The sequence below is a fragment of the Paenibacillus sp. YAF4_2 genome (assembly GCF_052113225.1).
In the GTDB taxonomy this organism is placed as follows: Bacteria; Bacillota; Bacilli; order Paenibacillales; family Paenibacillaceae; genus Pristimantibacillus.
Genome location: NZ_JBFRCT010000004.1, coordinates 360,384 through 376,047 on the forward strand (window position 1 = coordinate 360,384; position 15,664 = coordinate 376,047).

At 48.4% G+C, this 15,664-nt stretch carries 12 protein-coding genes; 3 read left to right on the forward strand and 9 right to left on the reverse strand.

Annotated elements, in window-relative coordinates; genetic code table 11:
- Window positions 1-57: 57 nt before the first annotated feature.
- The 5 genes from AB4Y93_RS12110 to AB4Y93_RS12130 all read right to left on the reverse strand — a co-directional run bounded on the left by AB4Y93_RS12110 (window position 58) and on the right by AB4Y93_RS12130 (window position 6,524).
- Complete coding sequence (locus AB4Y93_RS12110; RefSeq protein WP_441892201.1) at window positions 58-429, reverse strand: DUF779 domain-containing protein; 372 nt, start codon at window positions 427-429, stop codon at window positions 58-60.
- Between the two features lie 5 nt (window positions 430-434).
- Window positions 435-1,955 (reverse strand): aldehyde dehydrogenase, encoded by a 1,521-nt coding sequence (gene adh / locus AB4Y93_RS12115; protein WP_441892203.1) that lies wholly within the window; start codon window positions 1,953-1,955, stop codon window positions 435-437.
- Between the two features lie 189 nt (window positions 1,956-2,144).
- Window positions 2,145-4,028, reverse strand: coding sequence for a molecular chaperone HtpG (htpG, locus tag AB4Y93_RS12120; RefSeq protein WP_441892205.1), 1,884 nt, complete (start codon window positions 4,026-4,028; stop codon window positions 2,145-2,147).
- Window positions 4,029-4,105: 77 nt separating this feature from the next.
- On the reverse strand, window positions 4,106-4,468 hold the full coding sequence (locus AB4Y93_RS12125) for a hypothetical protein (RefSeq protein WP_441892207.1): 363 nt from the start codon (window positions 4,466-4,468) through the stop codon (window positions 4,106-4,108).
- Window positions 4,469-5,159: 691 nt separating this feature from the next.
- A complete protein-coding gene (locus AB4Y93_RS12130) occupies window positions 5,160-6,524 on the reverse strand; it encodes an MATE family efflux transporter (protein ID WP_441892209.1) in 1,365 nt (454 codons plus the stop codon).
- 174 nt (window positions 6,525-6,698) lie between these two features.
- Here AB4Y93_RS12130 and AB4Y93_RS12135 point away from each other — a divergent pair, with 174 nt between their 5' ends.
- Entirely contained in the window at window positions 6,699-7,574 is an 876-nt protein-coding gene (locus AB4Y93_RS12135; protein WP_441892211.1) for an AraC family transcriptional regulator, read from the forward strand.
- A complete protein-coding gene (locus tag AB4Y93_RS12140; RefSeq protein ID WP_441892213.1) occupies window positions 7,571-7,981 on the forward strand; it encodes a cupin domain-containing protein in 411 nt (136 codons plus the stop codon). Before AB4Y93_RS12135 ends, AB4Y93_RS12140 begins: the two co-directional genes overlap by 4 nt.
- A gap of 42 nt (window positions 7,982-8,023) precedes the next feature.
- Here AB4Y93_RS12140 and AB4Y93_RS12145 read toward each other — a convergent pair whose 3' ends face one another.
- Both AB4Y93_RS12145 and AB4Y93_RS12150 read right to left on the reverse strand, forming a co-directional pair.
- On the reverse strand, window positions 8,024-9,103 hold the full coding sequence (locus tag AB4Y93_RS12145) for a glycoside hydrolase family 172 protein (protein ID WP_441892215.1): 1,080 nt from the start codon (window positions 9,101-9,103) through the stop codon (window positions 8,024-8,026).
- A 45-nt stretch (window positions 9,104-9,148) separates the two neighbouring features.
- Entirely contained in the window at window positions 9,149-11,557 is a 2,409-nt protein-coding gene (locus tag AB4Y93_RS12150; protein ID WP_441892217.1) for a glycoside hydrolase family 2 TIM barrel-domain containing protein, read from the reverse strand.
- Between the two features lie 123 nt (window positions 11,558-11,680).
- On the opposite strand from AB4Y93_RS12150, the gene AB4Y93_RS12155 reads away from it, so the two are divergent.
- Entirely contained in the window at window positions 11,681-12,529 is an 849-nt protein-coding gene (locus AB4Y93_RS12155; RefSeq protein ID WP_441892219.1) for a helix-turn-helix domain-containing protein, read from the forward strand.
- 179 nt (window positions 12,530-12,708) lie between these two features.
- On the opposite strand, the gene AB4Y93_RS12160 is transcribed toward AB4Y93_RS12155, so the two are convergent.
- Window positions 12,709-13,356: a hypothetical protein gene (locus tag AB4Y93_RS12160; protein ID WP_441892221.1), complete on the reverse strand. Its 648-nt coding sequence runs from the start codon at window positions 13,354-13,356 to the stop codon at window positions 12,709-12,711.
- A 105-nt stretch (window positions 13,357-13,461) separates the two neighbouring features.
- Window positions 13,462-15,654, reverse strand: coding sequence for an alpha-galactosidase (locus AB4Y93_RS12165; RefSeq protein WP_441892223.1), 2,193 nt, complete (start codon window positions 15,652-15,654; stop codon window positions 13,462-13,464).
- Window positions 15,655-15,664 lie beyond the last annotated feature (10 nt).

Here is a 15,664-nt window from a genome sequence, read left to right on the forward strand (position 1 = left end):
CTGTCGCAGGCAAGGCAGGGACCGTTTTTCTTAAAATATAAGAAGAACCGTTTACGCTTATAGCAGACCTAAACTGCGCAGCTCCTCAGCAGAAAAAACGCGAGACCTCGTCAGGAAGCGGAATCCTTCCGGTCCTTCCAGCGAGAACATCCCGCCGCGGCCAGGTACAACGTCGATGATAAGCTGTGTATTTTTCCAGTAATCGTATTGCGCTTTACTCATATAGAAGGGTGCTCCGCCAATCTCGCCAAGGAGCTCATCCTGCTCACCAATCAGGAACTCGCCTAGCGGAAAGCACATCGGCGAGCTGCCATCACAGCAGCCACCAGATTGATGAAACATGACGTCGCCATACTTTGCCCGCAGCCGATCGATCAGCTCAAGCGCACTTTCCGTGGCGAGTACCTTTAATACGGTTTCCGCTGCCATTACGTTTAGAAAAAGCCAAGCGCGTCAGGGCTGTAGCTGACGAGCAGGTTCTTCGTCTGCTGGTAATGCGACAGCATCATCTTATGGTTCTCACGGCCAACGCCGGACATTTTATAGCCGCCAAATGCCGCATGCGCCGGGTAAGCATGATAGCAGTTCGTCCAGACACGGCCCGCTTCAATCTGCCGTCCCATCCGGAACGCCGCATTAATGTCCCTTGTCCAGACGCCTGCGCCTAGACCATACAGCGTATCATTCGCAATCGCGAGCGCCTCTTCCGGCGAACGGAAGGTCGTCACAGCAACGACTGGTCCAAAGATCTCCTCTTGGAAAATCCGCATGTTATTGTCCCCGCGAAGCACCGTTGGCTGAATGTAGTAGCCATCTGCGATGTCGCCTCCAATTGCTGCTCGGCCTCCGCCAATTAAGCATTCTGCCCCTTCCTGGCGTCCGATGTCGATGTAGCTTAATATTTTCTCCATTTGCTCTGTCGAGACTTGAGCTCCAATCATCGTATCCGTATCAAGCGGATTTCCTTGTTTGATCGATGCGACACGCCGCAGTGCCTTCTCCATAAAGCTGTCGTAGATCGATTCTTGAATCAGTGCACGGGACGGGCAGGTACACACTTCCCCTTGGTTCAGCGCAAACAACGTGAAGCCTTCGAGCGCTTTGTCAAAGAGAGCGTCATCCTTCGCCATAATGTCCTCGAAGAAGATGTTTGGTGATTTACCGCCAAGCTCCAGCGTGACGGGAATGAGATTTTGTGAAGCATATTGCATGATGAGGCGGCCCGTTGTTGTTTCGCCGGTAAAGGCGATTTTAGCAATCCGTTTGCTTGAGGCCAGCGGCTTGCCGGCTTCCAGGCCGAAACCGTTTACAATATTAATCACACCTGCAGGCAGCAAATCTTCGATCAGTTCCATCAGAACACAGATCGACGCAGGTGTCTGCTCGGCTGGCTTAAGGACAACGCAGTTGCCCGCCGCAAGCGCTGGCGCAAGCTTCCATGTCGCCATGAGCAGCGGGAAGTTCCAAGGAATGATCTGGCCAACGACACCTAGCGGCTCATGATAATGATAAGCAACCGTGTCGTTGTCGAGCTGGCTGAGAGAGCCTTCCTGCGCGCGGATACAGCCGGCAAAATACCGGAAATGATCAACCGCCAGCGGCAGGTCCGCCGCAAGGCATTCACGAATTGGCTTGCCGTTATCCCACGTCTCTGCAACGGCTAATGTCTCCAGATTACTCTCGATCCGGTCCGCAATCTTGTTCAATATATTAGCGCGCTCTGCTGCAGATGTCCGTCCCCAATCAACTTTCGCAGCATGTGCCGCATCAAGAGCAAGCTCAATATCCTCCGACGTGGAGCGAGCTACCTCACAGAAAGCCGCATTGTTCACTGGAGATACATTATCGAAATATTGGCCTTGCGTTGGCGGCGTCCAGCGGCCCCCTATGTAGTTGTCGTACCGTTTCTTAAACGAAATCTTCGAATCTTGCTTGCCCGGCTCAGCGTAAATCATTGGCTAACCATCTCCCTTTTCGAAAAGTAGCTTGCTAGCGTTATTGATAGATTCCGTCGCATAGGTATTTGGTAAACGCTACCATAGTGATACAAGCTTATGCGTGGCAGGTTGATGTTAGAACGAATGCGCAAAAAGCCGGCCTCAGGACATTGTCCTAAGGCCGGCTTCTACTGCTGATGCAGACGATTACACCATGATTTTACAAATATCGTTCGTAAATTGTACCGGATCCTGCACCGTCAAGCCTTCAATAAGAAGAGCTTGGTTGTACAAAATATTCGTGTACAGGCTCAGCTTCTGCTGGTCATTGCTATAAGCTTCCTTGAGTGCTTGGAACACTTCATGGTTAACGTTGATCTCCAGCACTTTGTCCGCTTTCACGTCTTGGCCGTTAGGCATAGCCTTCAGCACTTTCTCCATCTCGATGGTTACTTCGCCATCTGACGACAGACAAACCGGATGGGATTTCAGACGTTTCGAAGCTTTTACGCCTGTAACTTTGTCGCCAAGCAGCTCTTTCATCGAAACAAACAGATCTTTGTTCTCCGTTGCTGCTTCTTCCTCAGCTTGCTTTTCTTCCGCATTCGACTCGATACCGAGGTCGCCGCTTGATACGTTCTTGAAGGACTTCTCTTTGTACGTTCCAATCATTTTGATCGCGAATTCATCGATATCGTCTGTGAAGTACAGCATCTCGTAGCCTTTGTCCGCCACGATCTCTGCTTGCGGCAGCTTCTCCAGACGGTCAATCGACTCGCCAGCTGCATAGTAGATGTACTTCTGATCTTCCGGCATACGCGATACGTATTCATCCAGCGTAACTTGCTTCTTCTCCTTCGAGGAGTAGAACAAGAGCAGGTCTTGCAGTGTATCTTTGTTCGCGCCGTAGTCGTTGTATACGCCAAACTTCAGCTGTCTGCCAAACGACTTGTAGAAGCCGTCGTACTTCTCGCGGTCTTCCTTCAACAGGCTTTGCAGTGTGCTTTTGATTTTGTTCTTAATGTTCTTCGCAATAAGCTGCAATTGACGGTCATGCTGCAGCAGTTCCCGGGAAATGTTCAGCGACAGATCCTCGGAGTCGACCATCCCTTTCACGAAGCTGAAATAATCCGGCAGCAGATCCGCGCATTTGTCCATAATGAGGACACCGTTCGAATACAGCTCAAGACCTTTTTCAAATTCCTTCGTGTAATAGTCAAATGGCGTATTCTCCGGAATAAAGAGAATCGCGTTATAAACAACAGCACCATCCGCGCTAATATGAAGATGCTTCAGCGGTTTATCAAAGCCGTAGCGCTTCTCGAAGTAGAAGTTATCGTAGTCTTCCTGCGTCAGCTCGCTTTTATTTTTCCGCCAGATTGGCACCATGCTGTTGACGGTTTGCTCTTCTTGGTATTCCTCGAATTCGCCTTCGCTGCCTTCTTTCGGACGCTGGCCCTTCATATCCATCTTGATTGGGTAACGGATGAAATCCGAGTATTTCTTGATGATGGCTCTGAGGCGGTATTCCTCAAGGAACTCATCGTAGTTATCGTCCTCGGTGTTTGGCTTGATCGTCATAATGATGTCCGTGCCGACCGTTTCTTTGTCCGCAGGTGTAATCGAATAGCCGTCAGCGCCTTCCGACTCCCACTTGTAAGCCTCTTTCTCACCCAGCGCTTTACTGATGACTTCAACTTTGTCAGCCACCATAAACGCCGAGTAGAAGCCCACGCCAAATTGGCCGATAATATTGTGGCCATCCTTCGCTTCGTTCTCCTTCTTGAACGCCAGCGATCCGCTCTTTGCGATGACGCCAAGGTTGTTCTCCAGATCTTCCTGCGTCATGCCGATCCCCGTGTCGGAGAGAGTCAGCGTGCGGGTTGCTTTGTCAGCTGTTACTTTTATGTAATAGCTTTCTTTGTTGAATACCAGTTGATCATCTGTCAGTGCCTTATAGTAAATCTTGTCGATCGCATCACTGGCATTCGAGATCAGCTCTCTTAAGAAAATTTCGCGCTGTGTATAAATAGAGTTGATCATCATCTCCAAGAGGCGCTTCGATTCTGCTTTAAATTGTTGCTTTTCCATTGAGATAACGTTCTCCCTTCCGTTATTAAACTTTTGCGTTAGCACTCTCAATATCAGAGTGCTAATCTATAATCTAACTATATAATAACGGGATTTTCGGTGTCAACCGGAACAAAGCCATTACCATCATAGCCTACATCGAACTCATCCGCGTAACGCGCTGCTTTCTGATCTTCAACCACAATTTGACCTTTAGGTATTTCTTTCGTTGAGTATATAGAATATTCGGTTGAGCCTTCATGCTCGTACGAGACTGGGGCGCTCACTTTATAGCCGTCAGCGAGCAGCTTTGTGCTTAACTGATTGATCCGCTCCACTATGCCCGAGAAATAATATTGCTCAAGCGCGATTGTTGCGCTGCTATTCTTTTGAATCGTGTTAGTCTGGTTGCTGCAGCCTGCCACCAGCACAAACGCGAGTAATAGAACATACCGGTACAATTACATTCCTCCAATGCTTGATTAACATACAAGTTCAAGCATGAAGCTGGTAATTCCTTCATTTGGGAGTATGTGATGCACCGTACAGGTGCTGCTCTAGCGCCACTTTACTTTAACTTCACTTCCCTTCAAAGCCATTCCATCGCTGCCCGCTAAACGCAGACTGGATTTCGCACAGCTTAATCGCCCGTATTCATGCCACTGTCCGTCACAAACTGGATTTCATCCAGTAGAAAAGACCTCTAGAGAGCAAAATTGCCTCTCTAGCGTCCATTTCATTGGATGAACTCCAACGCAGCTTTTGAGCAGAAAATCCTTCCGCCGTTATGCTGGATATTTTCCAACGTACGCTCTGCTGCCCGAAAAAAAAGGGGGGGGTCTCATAAGTCGTTTAAAAAGACGATGGGTTTTGGTACACGGATGCATAGCGATAAGACCCTCACAGGGTCTTATGATTACTCACTTCACTTAACGATCACCAGATAAGACCCCCGCAGGGTATTATTGGATCTCATTTTGATCACAACGGGGCCGTTTTCTGCTAATTTCAAAAAAATAAGACCCTCGCAGGGTCTTATGATCACTAATTTCACTTAACGCTCACCCAATAAGACCCCCGCAGGGTCTTATCGAATAGCGCAGCTAGACTTACTTGGACAGTCCGATGATGGAAGTCCCCCCAACAATTCGTCTACACCGTCTGCACAACAGATTGCTGCTCGATTTGCCGGGGCAGCTTGCGGCGGCCGAGCCAGCGCCAACCGACAAGGATCGCACGGAGGAACTCGTCGAGCAATAAGCCGAATAATACACCTTTGACACCCATTCCAAGCACCACGCCAAATACATAAGCTCCGCCTGTTGCAAAGATCCACATGCCAAGGACACTACTCAGCGCAACAAACCTGGCTTCACCTATCGCCATCAAAGACTGATTGAACGAATAGGTCCATGTACGCATCGGCTGCCAGACCATACACCAGAGGAATAATGGCAGCAGCAAGCTGGTAATCTCCTGATCGGAAGTGAACCACCCGACCGTCCTATTCCCGAATACATATAGAAGAATGGCAAGCGCAAGTGTCGGAATAATTCCAATTGCTGCGGCTCTATAAGGCGCCCGGTATACCTCGTCATACCGCTTCCCGCCGTATAGCTGGCCACACTGAATTTGAACGGCCATTCCAATCGAATTACCAATCAGCCACGGCAGCTGCTGGATAATATTGAAGTAAGAAAATGTCGCGAGCTGGACTGCCCCCATAGAAGATACGATGGCCAGCGTTACGATCTGGGAATAGCCCCAGGATGCGGCATTACCCAGATTCGGCAGACCAATTCCGAGCATTTCCTTCAGCAGCGGACGGTCAAAACCACGCCAGTCACTCCGCTGAAACGAACTCGGGAATGATCGAAGCAGTAGCCATACTCCAACGATTACCGCAAGCAGGCGGCTGATGATGGTCGAGATCCCAATCCCTTCAATCCCCATCTGATGAAACCCAAACTCTCCGAATATAAACACATAGTTCAGCAGAACATGAACTGCATTCATCCCAATGGCAATCATCATCGGCCCGCGCGTATTGCCTGTATTCCGGATCATCACCGTCAGCATCATGGTCATCTCCGTCAGGATAGAGCATGCTCCAATAAACGTCATATAGGTGGTTGCCTGCGGCACTACTTCGGCTGGTGTACCCATGAGATGTACGATCGCCCCTGAGCCAAAAGCAAACAAGAGACTGACAAGCGCTCCGCCAATAACGCCAACTTTTATAGCCATAGCCGCTGCACGACGTGCTGTATTCGGGTCGCCTGCTCCCCATTTCCGCGCAATAATAATGCCTACACCACCGTTTATCAGCACAAAGATGGTTAACAAAGAACGCATAACCTGATTGGATACGCCTACGGCCGATACCGCGTTATCCCCAAGCTTACTGACCATCAAGGAGTCCACAGTTCCCATTAGAAATTGTAAAATCAACTCGATGGCAATCGGCCAAGCGAGTGTGTATAACGAAAGAGACTTATCTGTCTTGATGCGCACCATTACTGTCTGCTGCCTCCCAGCTTGTTAAACAATTTTGCTCAACGATTCAGTTATCCACCAATTCTTGAATCTGTGATAACATTAATCAATATAGAACTTTCAACTGAAAATGTCTTACTACTTCTTGTTCTTTATTATCCCGATCTTGCTAATCTGATTGCCGGAGGCAGCATCATGCGAAGAGACTTATGGGAAAATACAATCATGACCGACCCTGCTCTGCCAATCAATGTATTTCACCCCACCTTCCGGCCCGGATGCTCACTGCGGCTTCATTGGCATGAGCATTTCGAGCTGATCTATGTCGAGAGTGGTGAGGTTGTTTATCAAATTGGGGGACAGCCCTTCCCGACCAAACCCGGCGATATGCTGTTCGTCAACAGCGGCGAGCTGCACTCGGCCACCTCGCTTCACCCGAATGAACCATTCACGGTCTATGCTTTTGTGTTCAACCCGTCCATGCTGGGGCTGAAGGAGCCGCATATTGTAGACTTGGTCGCTCCTTATACGAACGGCTTATCGATGATCGCGAACCGGATCGAGCAGACAGATCCTTTTTATCCGCTTTTGAAACAGATCGCCATGCAGCTTGCCGACGAATTCGAGCAAAAGCGCCATGGCTTCGAGCTTGCCGTCCGCTCCTACTGCCAGCTGCTCTTCACCTGGCTCAGCCGGGAGTTTACCGTGAAGCAGCGCAGCGACACGGAGATGAATGCTTTTCGCACGAAGACTGACCAGTTCAAGGAGCTGCTTACTCTTCTTGAATCCGACATGACTGAACGTGTCACTGTTGAGCAGGCAGCTTCCTTCGTTCATTTAAGCCCGTACCATTTTTGCCGGATGTTCAAAAGAATGACTGGCCAAACACTCGTCCAATATATGAATCTGAACCGAGTCAATAAAGCAGAGTACCTGCTGAAAAATACTTCGATGAGCGTTACAGATATTGCCGCCGAAGTCGGATGCAGCAGCATTAACAGCTTCTCGAAGCTGTTCCGTCAGCTTAGGGGCTTATCTCCACGCGATATGAGGAAGGGGCAGCCAATATGAATATCATTTCATCACCGTTAGCTGGGCAATTATTAGCGAACGCAGGAGCAAATCTCGTCATGGCAGAATGGACAGCCGAAGGATGTACAGCAGGAGCTGAACCTATGAAGATTGCCCCGTTGCATATTCATCATGAGGATGACGAAGCCTGGTACATCCTAAAGGGGACACTTGGCTTTCAAATTGGAGAGCAAGTGATTGAGGCACAAGCTGGCGATGCGGTTATCGCTCCAAGAGGGATTGCCCACACCTACTGGAATCCGGGGACCGAGGAAGCAAAATATCTCCTCATCATGACAACTCGAATTAATGAGTTAATTGAGGCCATACATTCAACCTCCGATAGAAGTATGGAAGCTTTGAAACGGTTGTTCGAACGTTACGAGTCTGAACTATTGGACCTGTAATAAAAGTAAAAAGCCGACCATTGGTCGGCTTTTTTCACAAAGTTAAATAATCTCCAATTCATCAAGGCTTGGCATAGCCGGATGAGCAGCATGCGGCTCAAGCTGATACCAATAAGCAACCGATGCAATGTCGTCCTGCAGCGGCAGATATCGTCCATGCGAGCGCCAACCTAGTGCCTGCACTGTTACTTTAAAGTCTTCCTCGAAACGGATCGGGTCCATCACATGGAAACGGTACATGCCAAAGCGCTGATTCGCCTTGTACAAGCCATCCGCCTTAATTGCCTGATGCATGCCGAGGAACGGCGTGGAGTACGTTACGTACTGCCCGTTCATATCCCAGTTCCAGGCTCCGCCGAAATAATCCTCGGTACCTGTCCCACAGATTGTCGGATAATCCTTATCCCCATCCATGTAGAATTTCATCTCGCCTTCTCCCCACCAGTTGTTACTGTTCACCTGCCAGGCGAGATAAGTACCGACATAATGACCTTTACCTTTAATGCCGTCAACAATCGTATGAACGTCCATATATTTGACTGGATTGCTGCGGCGCCACTGCGCATGGAAATAAGCCATATCCTCTGGAATGTCCGTCAGTGTGTAGTTGATTTGGTAATACAGGAACGTAGCTTCATGCGACAGGTTGGTCATGACAATTCGTGCCTTCTTGCGGAAAGGCATCTCCCAATAACTGTTGAAGCCCCCAGCCGGATTAACCGAGATCGGCAGCGAATTGACCAGTGCCCGTTCACCCCAGCCGTTACAGAAGAAATCGCCTACCGGTACACACACGGACGGATCCTCTTCCTCATCCCAGTAAATTTTGAAGATAAGGGATCTTACTGCCTGATGAGGACAGGTCAGCCAAATATTTTGAATCATACCCGGCCCGTCGATAACGCCCATCGTGAACTCTTCATGCCCTTCGATTTTTACGGAAGGAGACACTTTCCAGCCTAATCCTAAGTCGCGGGCCGCCTGAGCACCCGTTCCTTCTGTCGCCATCGCTCCCTTGCCCTTCTCGCCCGTAAAATTCTCCGGCGAAATCGACCGCGTCACCGCGTTTGATACCCGTGCTAAATTACCAAGTCCCATACCTAGTCCGTTAAATGCGTTCATATTTGTTAGATCCCTCCCAAGAGATGATTAGGCTGCAATGCCTGCTTATGCTTGCACGGTTTCAACAATATCTACTGATTTGATCGTTACCTTCGAAGTCCCCAGTCCTTCTGCCTCCGCGGTCACGACGATCTCTCCAACCTGCGTTGTTGTTCTTACATAGGCAAGAAGTTTGCCGTGATGGGCTTTCCGAGTTCTTGAGCTATACGGCTCCAAATCTTGAATATTGCCATTCTCCATCCCGATAATTTCACCTGGACCTTCAATAGACAGGGCAATAGGATGATCAGCTGTATAGACTGGACGGCCATCATCATCCGTAATCTGAATCTCGATATGAGCAATATCCTGTCCATCGGCATGAAGCTCGGCAGTATCCACTTTCACCTGCAATTGAGCCGGTTTCGATACGGTACTCAGCGTGCAAGTATGGATAGCTCCATCCTGCGCTTTCGCAGCCACCTCTAACGTACCTTCTTCATAGGTAATTTCCCAAGTCAGATACAACCGCGGGGCATCCGCCAGCTTCTTGCTGCCAAGCGACCGCCCGTTCAGGAACAGCTCCGCCTCTTCACAATTCGTATGGCAGCTAACCCTCATCAGCTCTCCCGCTTCAAAATTCCAATACGGATCGCCGCCGGTCCATCTTCTGGATCCCTTCTCCGCTTCGTCAGCCTTCATCGCCGTGAGGAAGACTACCGGCTTATCACTCCATAAGCTTTGACGGTAATAATAGCTCGTCTTCTTAAATCCGGCCGTGTCTAGGAAGCCGGCACCAGCTACCCGTACTGGCCAGCCTCTTGCTTCACCCAAATAATCAATGCCCGTCCAGATGAACTGGGCACTTATTGCATCATTATCCCGAACAGCAAGCCAGGCTTCGAGGCTGGAGCTATTTTCGCTGCCGTAAGTCACCCGATCCGGATATTGCTGCAAATCATCTTTATACATGTGCTCTTTATAGTTGTAGCCTACAATATCGAGCGCTTCCGCATAGCCTGTTAAGTTCGATAATTCCGGGAAAGCCAGTGCTGCTGTAACCGGTCTAGTTGTATCACATTCCTTGACCGCTTTCGCAAGTCGTCTCGCAATCGTTGCCAGACGATCCGCATTGGGCTTATTCGGATCATATTGCCGCTCGGCAGCCGGTTTGTTCGCATCATTATTGCCAGTCATTGTCTCGAAATAAGGATGGCAATACGGATCATTCGGGTAATCGACCTCATTGCCGATGCTCCACATAATGATGGATGGATGGTTGCGGTCACGCAGCACCATCTCCTTCAGATCAATCTCACCCCACTGCGGGAAATCCTCATAATAGCCAAAATGCTTCGGCGGGTAGACGTTATGGCCAGTCGACCACTTATTCTTCACGCCTTCCCATTCATCAAATGCTTCGTCAATGACGAGGAAGCCCATCTGATCACATAGATCCAGCAAATTAGAAGCTGGCGGGTTATGGCTCATCCGAATTGCATTACATCCCATTTCCTTCAAAGCCTCAAGCCTGCGAACCCATACTTTTGCCGGAACAGCAGCACCTAGACCACCTGCATCGTGATGAACGCATACGCCCTTCATTTTCATATTAACGCCATTAAGGAAGAAGCCTTGCGCGGGATCAAAAGTAAACCAACGAATGCCGACCGGTGTCTCAACATGATCGATCAACTCGCCGTCTTTGCTCACTTCTGTCCGTAGAGTGTAGAGATAAGGGGTATCCGGCGACCAAAGCTTCGGATTCGCGACAATCATGGACTGCTCCGTATCTTTTATAGACTCACCCGATACCGTTACGCTGTTGTTCACGGTTTGAACGATTTGCCCTGCCTGATCCAAGAGCACATTTCGAATCTGTACAGATTCATCCTTGGCATTTCCATTCGATAACCGAACGTCAACAGCCACCGTTGCCTGCTCCTCCGATACTTCTGGCGTGGTGACAAACACACCGTATGTATCCATATGAACCTGATCCGTAACGGTCACGTATACATCTCTATAAATACCGGAGCCGGTGAACCATCTGGAATCTGCAATGTCCTTATGATCGACTTTCACCGTAATAACATTTGGGCTGTCGCCGAAAGAAATAAAATCGGTTATATCATAAGTAAACGAGCTGTAGCCGTAAGGCCTTTTCCCGATATAATAGCTGTTGCACCACACCTGCGAATTATTGTAAACGCCTTCAAATGTAATGAAGACACGTTTTCCTTGGAGATCCGAAGGGAGGGATATCGATTTCCGGTACCAGCCTATGCCACCCGGCAAGTAACCAGTTCCACTGGAATGCTCCTCCGAGAACGGCTCCTCAACGGACCAATCATGAGGAAGAGTGACATTGCGCCAATCGGAATCATCAAAGCCTTTATACCAAGCACTAGGCTCATCGCCTCTATAAAACTTCCAGCCCAAATTGATATGATTAATGATACGCCCCTTGTTCATCTTCTTTCCCCTTTCGCATTCACAAAATTGCGATTCACCTAGATTATAGAGCTATAATAGGGAATATAGAATGAATCAAATTGCTGTAAACATACACAAAATTGTTTCAGGAGTGTGAGGCTTGTGATCAGTATTTCCGGCGATGCGCATAGTTGGCAGGAGCATGGCCTTAACAATACAGAGCAATTTCTAGCGGTCAATTGGTGTGGTTATCAAAGGCTCCAAACCAAAAGCCTGTCGCGTAATCGGGAGCAAGGGCGGGTTGATTTTCAACTGATCTATATTACAGGGGGAAAAGGATTATTTCGCTTTCAAGACGAAACGATCGAGGTAACAAGCGGGAACCTCGTCATCTACACACCCGGGCAGCCGCAGCATTACAGCTATCAGGCGGAGGATGGAACGGAAGCTTATTGGATTCATTTTACCGGATATAGTGCTCATGAATACTTGCAGCAATTTGGTCTGCTGAAGCAGTCCATTCATACGATTGGAATCATAGACGAAGTGATTGCATTGTTTAAAAAAATCATACAAGAACTAAACAGCCATATGCCGCTTCGTGGTCAGCTGACAACCGCCTATCTGCTCGAGATGCTCACCCTTCTTGGGAGAAGGCTGCAGTCGACAGAAGAGCTGGGATTACAAGGCCGGCATCCTGACATTAATCAGATGATTGCCTTCATGCATGAAAAATACAGCGACAACTTAAGCATCTCTGATCTCGCAGGAGAATGCAGCTTAAGTGTATTCCGATTTATTCATAAGTTTAAGGAAGTAACCGGCATGACGCCGATGAAATATATTACCGACATTCGGATGAATGAAGCGAAAAAGCTCCTCTCCGAATCCTCTCTCCATGTGAAGGAAGTTGCAGCTGTTGTTGGCTACGATAATCCGCTGTATTTCAGCCGGATCTTCCGCAGCACCGTTGGCATTCCGCCAAGCGAATATAAGAAGCAGTTTCTATAAAGGAAAGAATCGTGAGCAAATAAAAAGCCCTATTACGGGAACAGGGCGCAATTATAAGGGAGAGATGGTTGTTATAATCTTATAGGGATAGCCGGGGATAATCGAATTAAAACAACATAACTTTAGCTAATCATGTAAATTGTTGTATTTAGTACAACAAAGGCTTTGCCGCTAGCCATCTACTCTCGCTCGTATTTAACCAGATTAAATCCTTCATACTTTAAGGTTAATCCGCCGTTCAAGCCCTCCAGCTGTTCGGTTGGGATAAAGACTTCCCGGCTGCTATTCCCGTCATTAATGGGGATTACGCTGCCATCATCGGCATAATACGTTGGAAGAAACATCACATCACCATAGCTATGTTCCTCTTTAAATATAGTACTCGTAACAAAACTGCCCTTGCTGTACAGATAGGTAGGATCAAACTTTAATGTAATGTAGATATTATCTGAATTCTTAGGCGGGTTGTACCAGGCAACTGTCTCCAAATATATTTTCGTATGATGATGATTATAGATCAGTTTATGTAGATGGAATACCTCACCAGGCTTCCGTGGAATATAAGCAGGATCAATTCGGAACTCAAGCTTAATCGACTGCTGCTGGCTGGTGATCCGGTAACGATTCTGGGAGAATATATTGTCCTCAATTGCCGACTGCGAATAGCGTTGCTGGAGCATGGCATGTATGGTCAAAATTAAAGGAGTCAGCATGAAAGCAATCAGCAAAGCGGTCAGGTTCCTCGTTGACATCATCCGGTTAAGCGGATAACTGCGAATATTCACCTTCATCATAACCTCCTTCGTTTCCGATTGACTTACTACCATTGTACTTGTTCCCCGTTCCATACATATGCGCATTAGCAAAATTTATACAAACCTCCACACAAAAAAAAAGACTCTGAAAGGAACTGTCCCTTCAGAGTCTTCTATTTATTTCACCGCGCGGAAACGGTATACCTTACTTGCATAATCACCGTGGAACAGTGGTGTCTGCAGACCTGCGTGCATCAGCTCGTCGCCGCCATATGCACCGTCTTCTCCATCAAGTGCATATTCAAGGTTAGGATCCAGCCCTTTCAGACGGATACGATCAAGCTTGGCATTTGCCTCTTGAAGGACAGATACATAGACAACAAATGCTTCGCTTTTGTCTTTCGATACGAACATCCAAGCCGTCTCATTACCTTCGAACGGGCTCAGCAAACGATAGAAATCACCGAATTGCACGAGAGGACGCACATCTTTATAAAGAGCAACCTGCTCTTTCACAGCTTCTTTCTCTTCTTCTGTGAACACCGTCAAATCTAGCTCATAGCCGAAGTTACCGGACAACGCTACATTTCCTCTTGTCTCAAGAGATGCCTTACGGCCTACCTGATGATTCGGAATCGCCGACACATGGGCACCCATCGTGCTAATCGGATAGATGATGCTCGTACCGTATTGGATTTTCAGACGGGATACCGCATCGGTATTATCGCTCGTCCACGTTTGCGGCATGTAGTACAGCATACCTGGATCAAACCGTCCGCCACCGCCTGAGCAGCTTTCGAACAGGATATGTGGGAACGAAGAAGTGATTGTCTCAAGCACTTCATAAAGTCCCAGCATGTAGCGATGAGCAGTCTCACGCTGGCGGTCTGCCGGCAGAAGAGCCGAACCAATCTCTGTCATATTGCGGTTCATGTCCCATTTTACATACGTAATTGGCGAGCTCGACAGAATATCCGATACAGTCTTCACGATGTAGTCTCTAACATCTTGGCGGGAGTAGTCGAGAATAAGCTGATTACGGCCCTGCGATCTGCGGCGTCCTTCTACATGGAGACACCAATCCGGATGTGCCTTGTACAGCTCGCTCTCCGGCGAGATCATCTCTGGCTCGAACCACAGGCCAAACTGCATATCCAGACGCTTCACCCGATCAACAAGATCCTCAAGTCCATTCGGCAGCTTGTTACGGTCAACAAACCAATCGCCAAGCGAGGTCGTATCCGCATTCCGTTTGCCAAACCAGCCGTCATCCAGCACAAACATTTCGATGCCAAGCTCTTTGCCGGCTGTTGCGATCGCTTCAATTTTGTCCGCGTTGAAGTTGAAGTACGTTGCCTCCCAGTTATTCACGAGGATTGGACGAGTCTTGTCACGGAACTCACCACGAACAAGTCTTGTCCGGTACAGCTCATGATAAATGCGGGACATGCCGCCAAGTCCGTCTGGCGAGAAGACCATAACGGCTTCCGGTGTTTGGAACTGCTGGCCTGCTTCAAGCTTCCAGTTAAAATCAAATGGATTAATGCCAATAAATAAACGCGAAGAATGATACTGGTCAACCTCAACTCCTGCGATAAAGCTGCCGCTGTAGACAAGGTTAACGCCATAAACATCACCATGATCCTCTGTCGCCCCTTCAGCAAGCAGCGCGAGGAAAGGATTTTGCATATGGCTGGAAGAACCACGGCGGCTCTCAACAGACTGCATGCCAGGCTCAAGCTTCCGTTTGTGCACATAACGCTCACGCGCCCAAGCCCCGGATAATTGCAGCATTTCGAAGCGGTCATGAACAAAATCAACGCTCATGCTAAGCGCACGCTGCAGATCAAGAGTCATTTCACCACTGTTGATGAATTTCACAGAACGCGTAATCGCGTCATGATTCTCAAATACGGTATAGGACAAAACAGCTGTAAGTCCTGTCAGATCATCTTTCAGCGTCAGTTCAAGCGTCTGCGCTTCCGAATCGGATTCTACGTAAACGGCAGGCAAGCCATCGAGTTTCTTTTTACCGTCGAAGATTACATGGGAGTCATACGTCAATTCGCAAATCGTCGAGCCGTTTGGCAGCTTTACTTGGTAAGCCGGCGAACGGAAATCCGTGCTTCCGTAAGAAGGGAACTCTTGCGGCAGCGCATCAAGGGACAGATCCAGCTGACCTTGATCCGGGTTCGGGCTAAACGATGCTCTTTCTTTAATCTGAAGCAGACGGTCGAGCTGCAAGCCTTTTACTTTACGGCCCCAATAGATGTGAGCGGGATAACCCTGCTTCAGAATTTGAAAAGCATAGCTTGTATTCTTCGATTGCAGATGAAATAGATTTAGTTCCTTATCGTAAAAAATAGCCATTGTCTTAGTT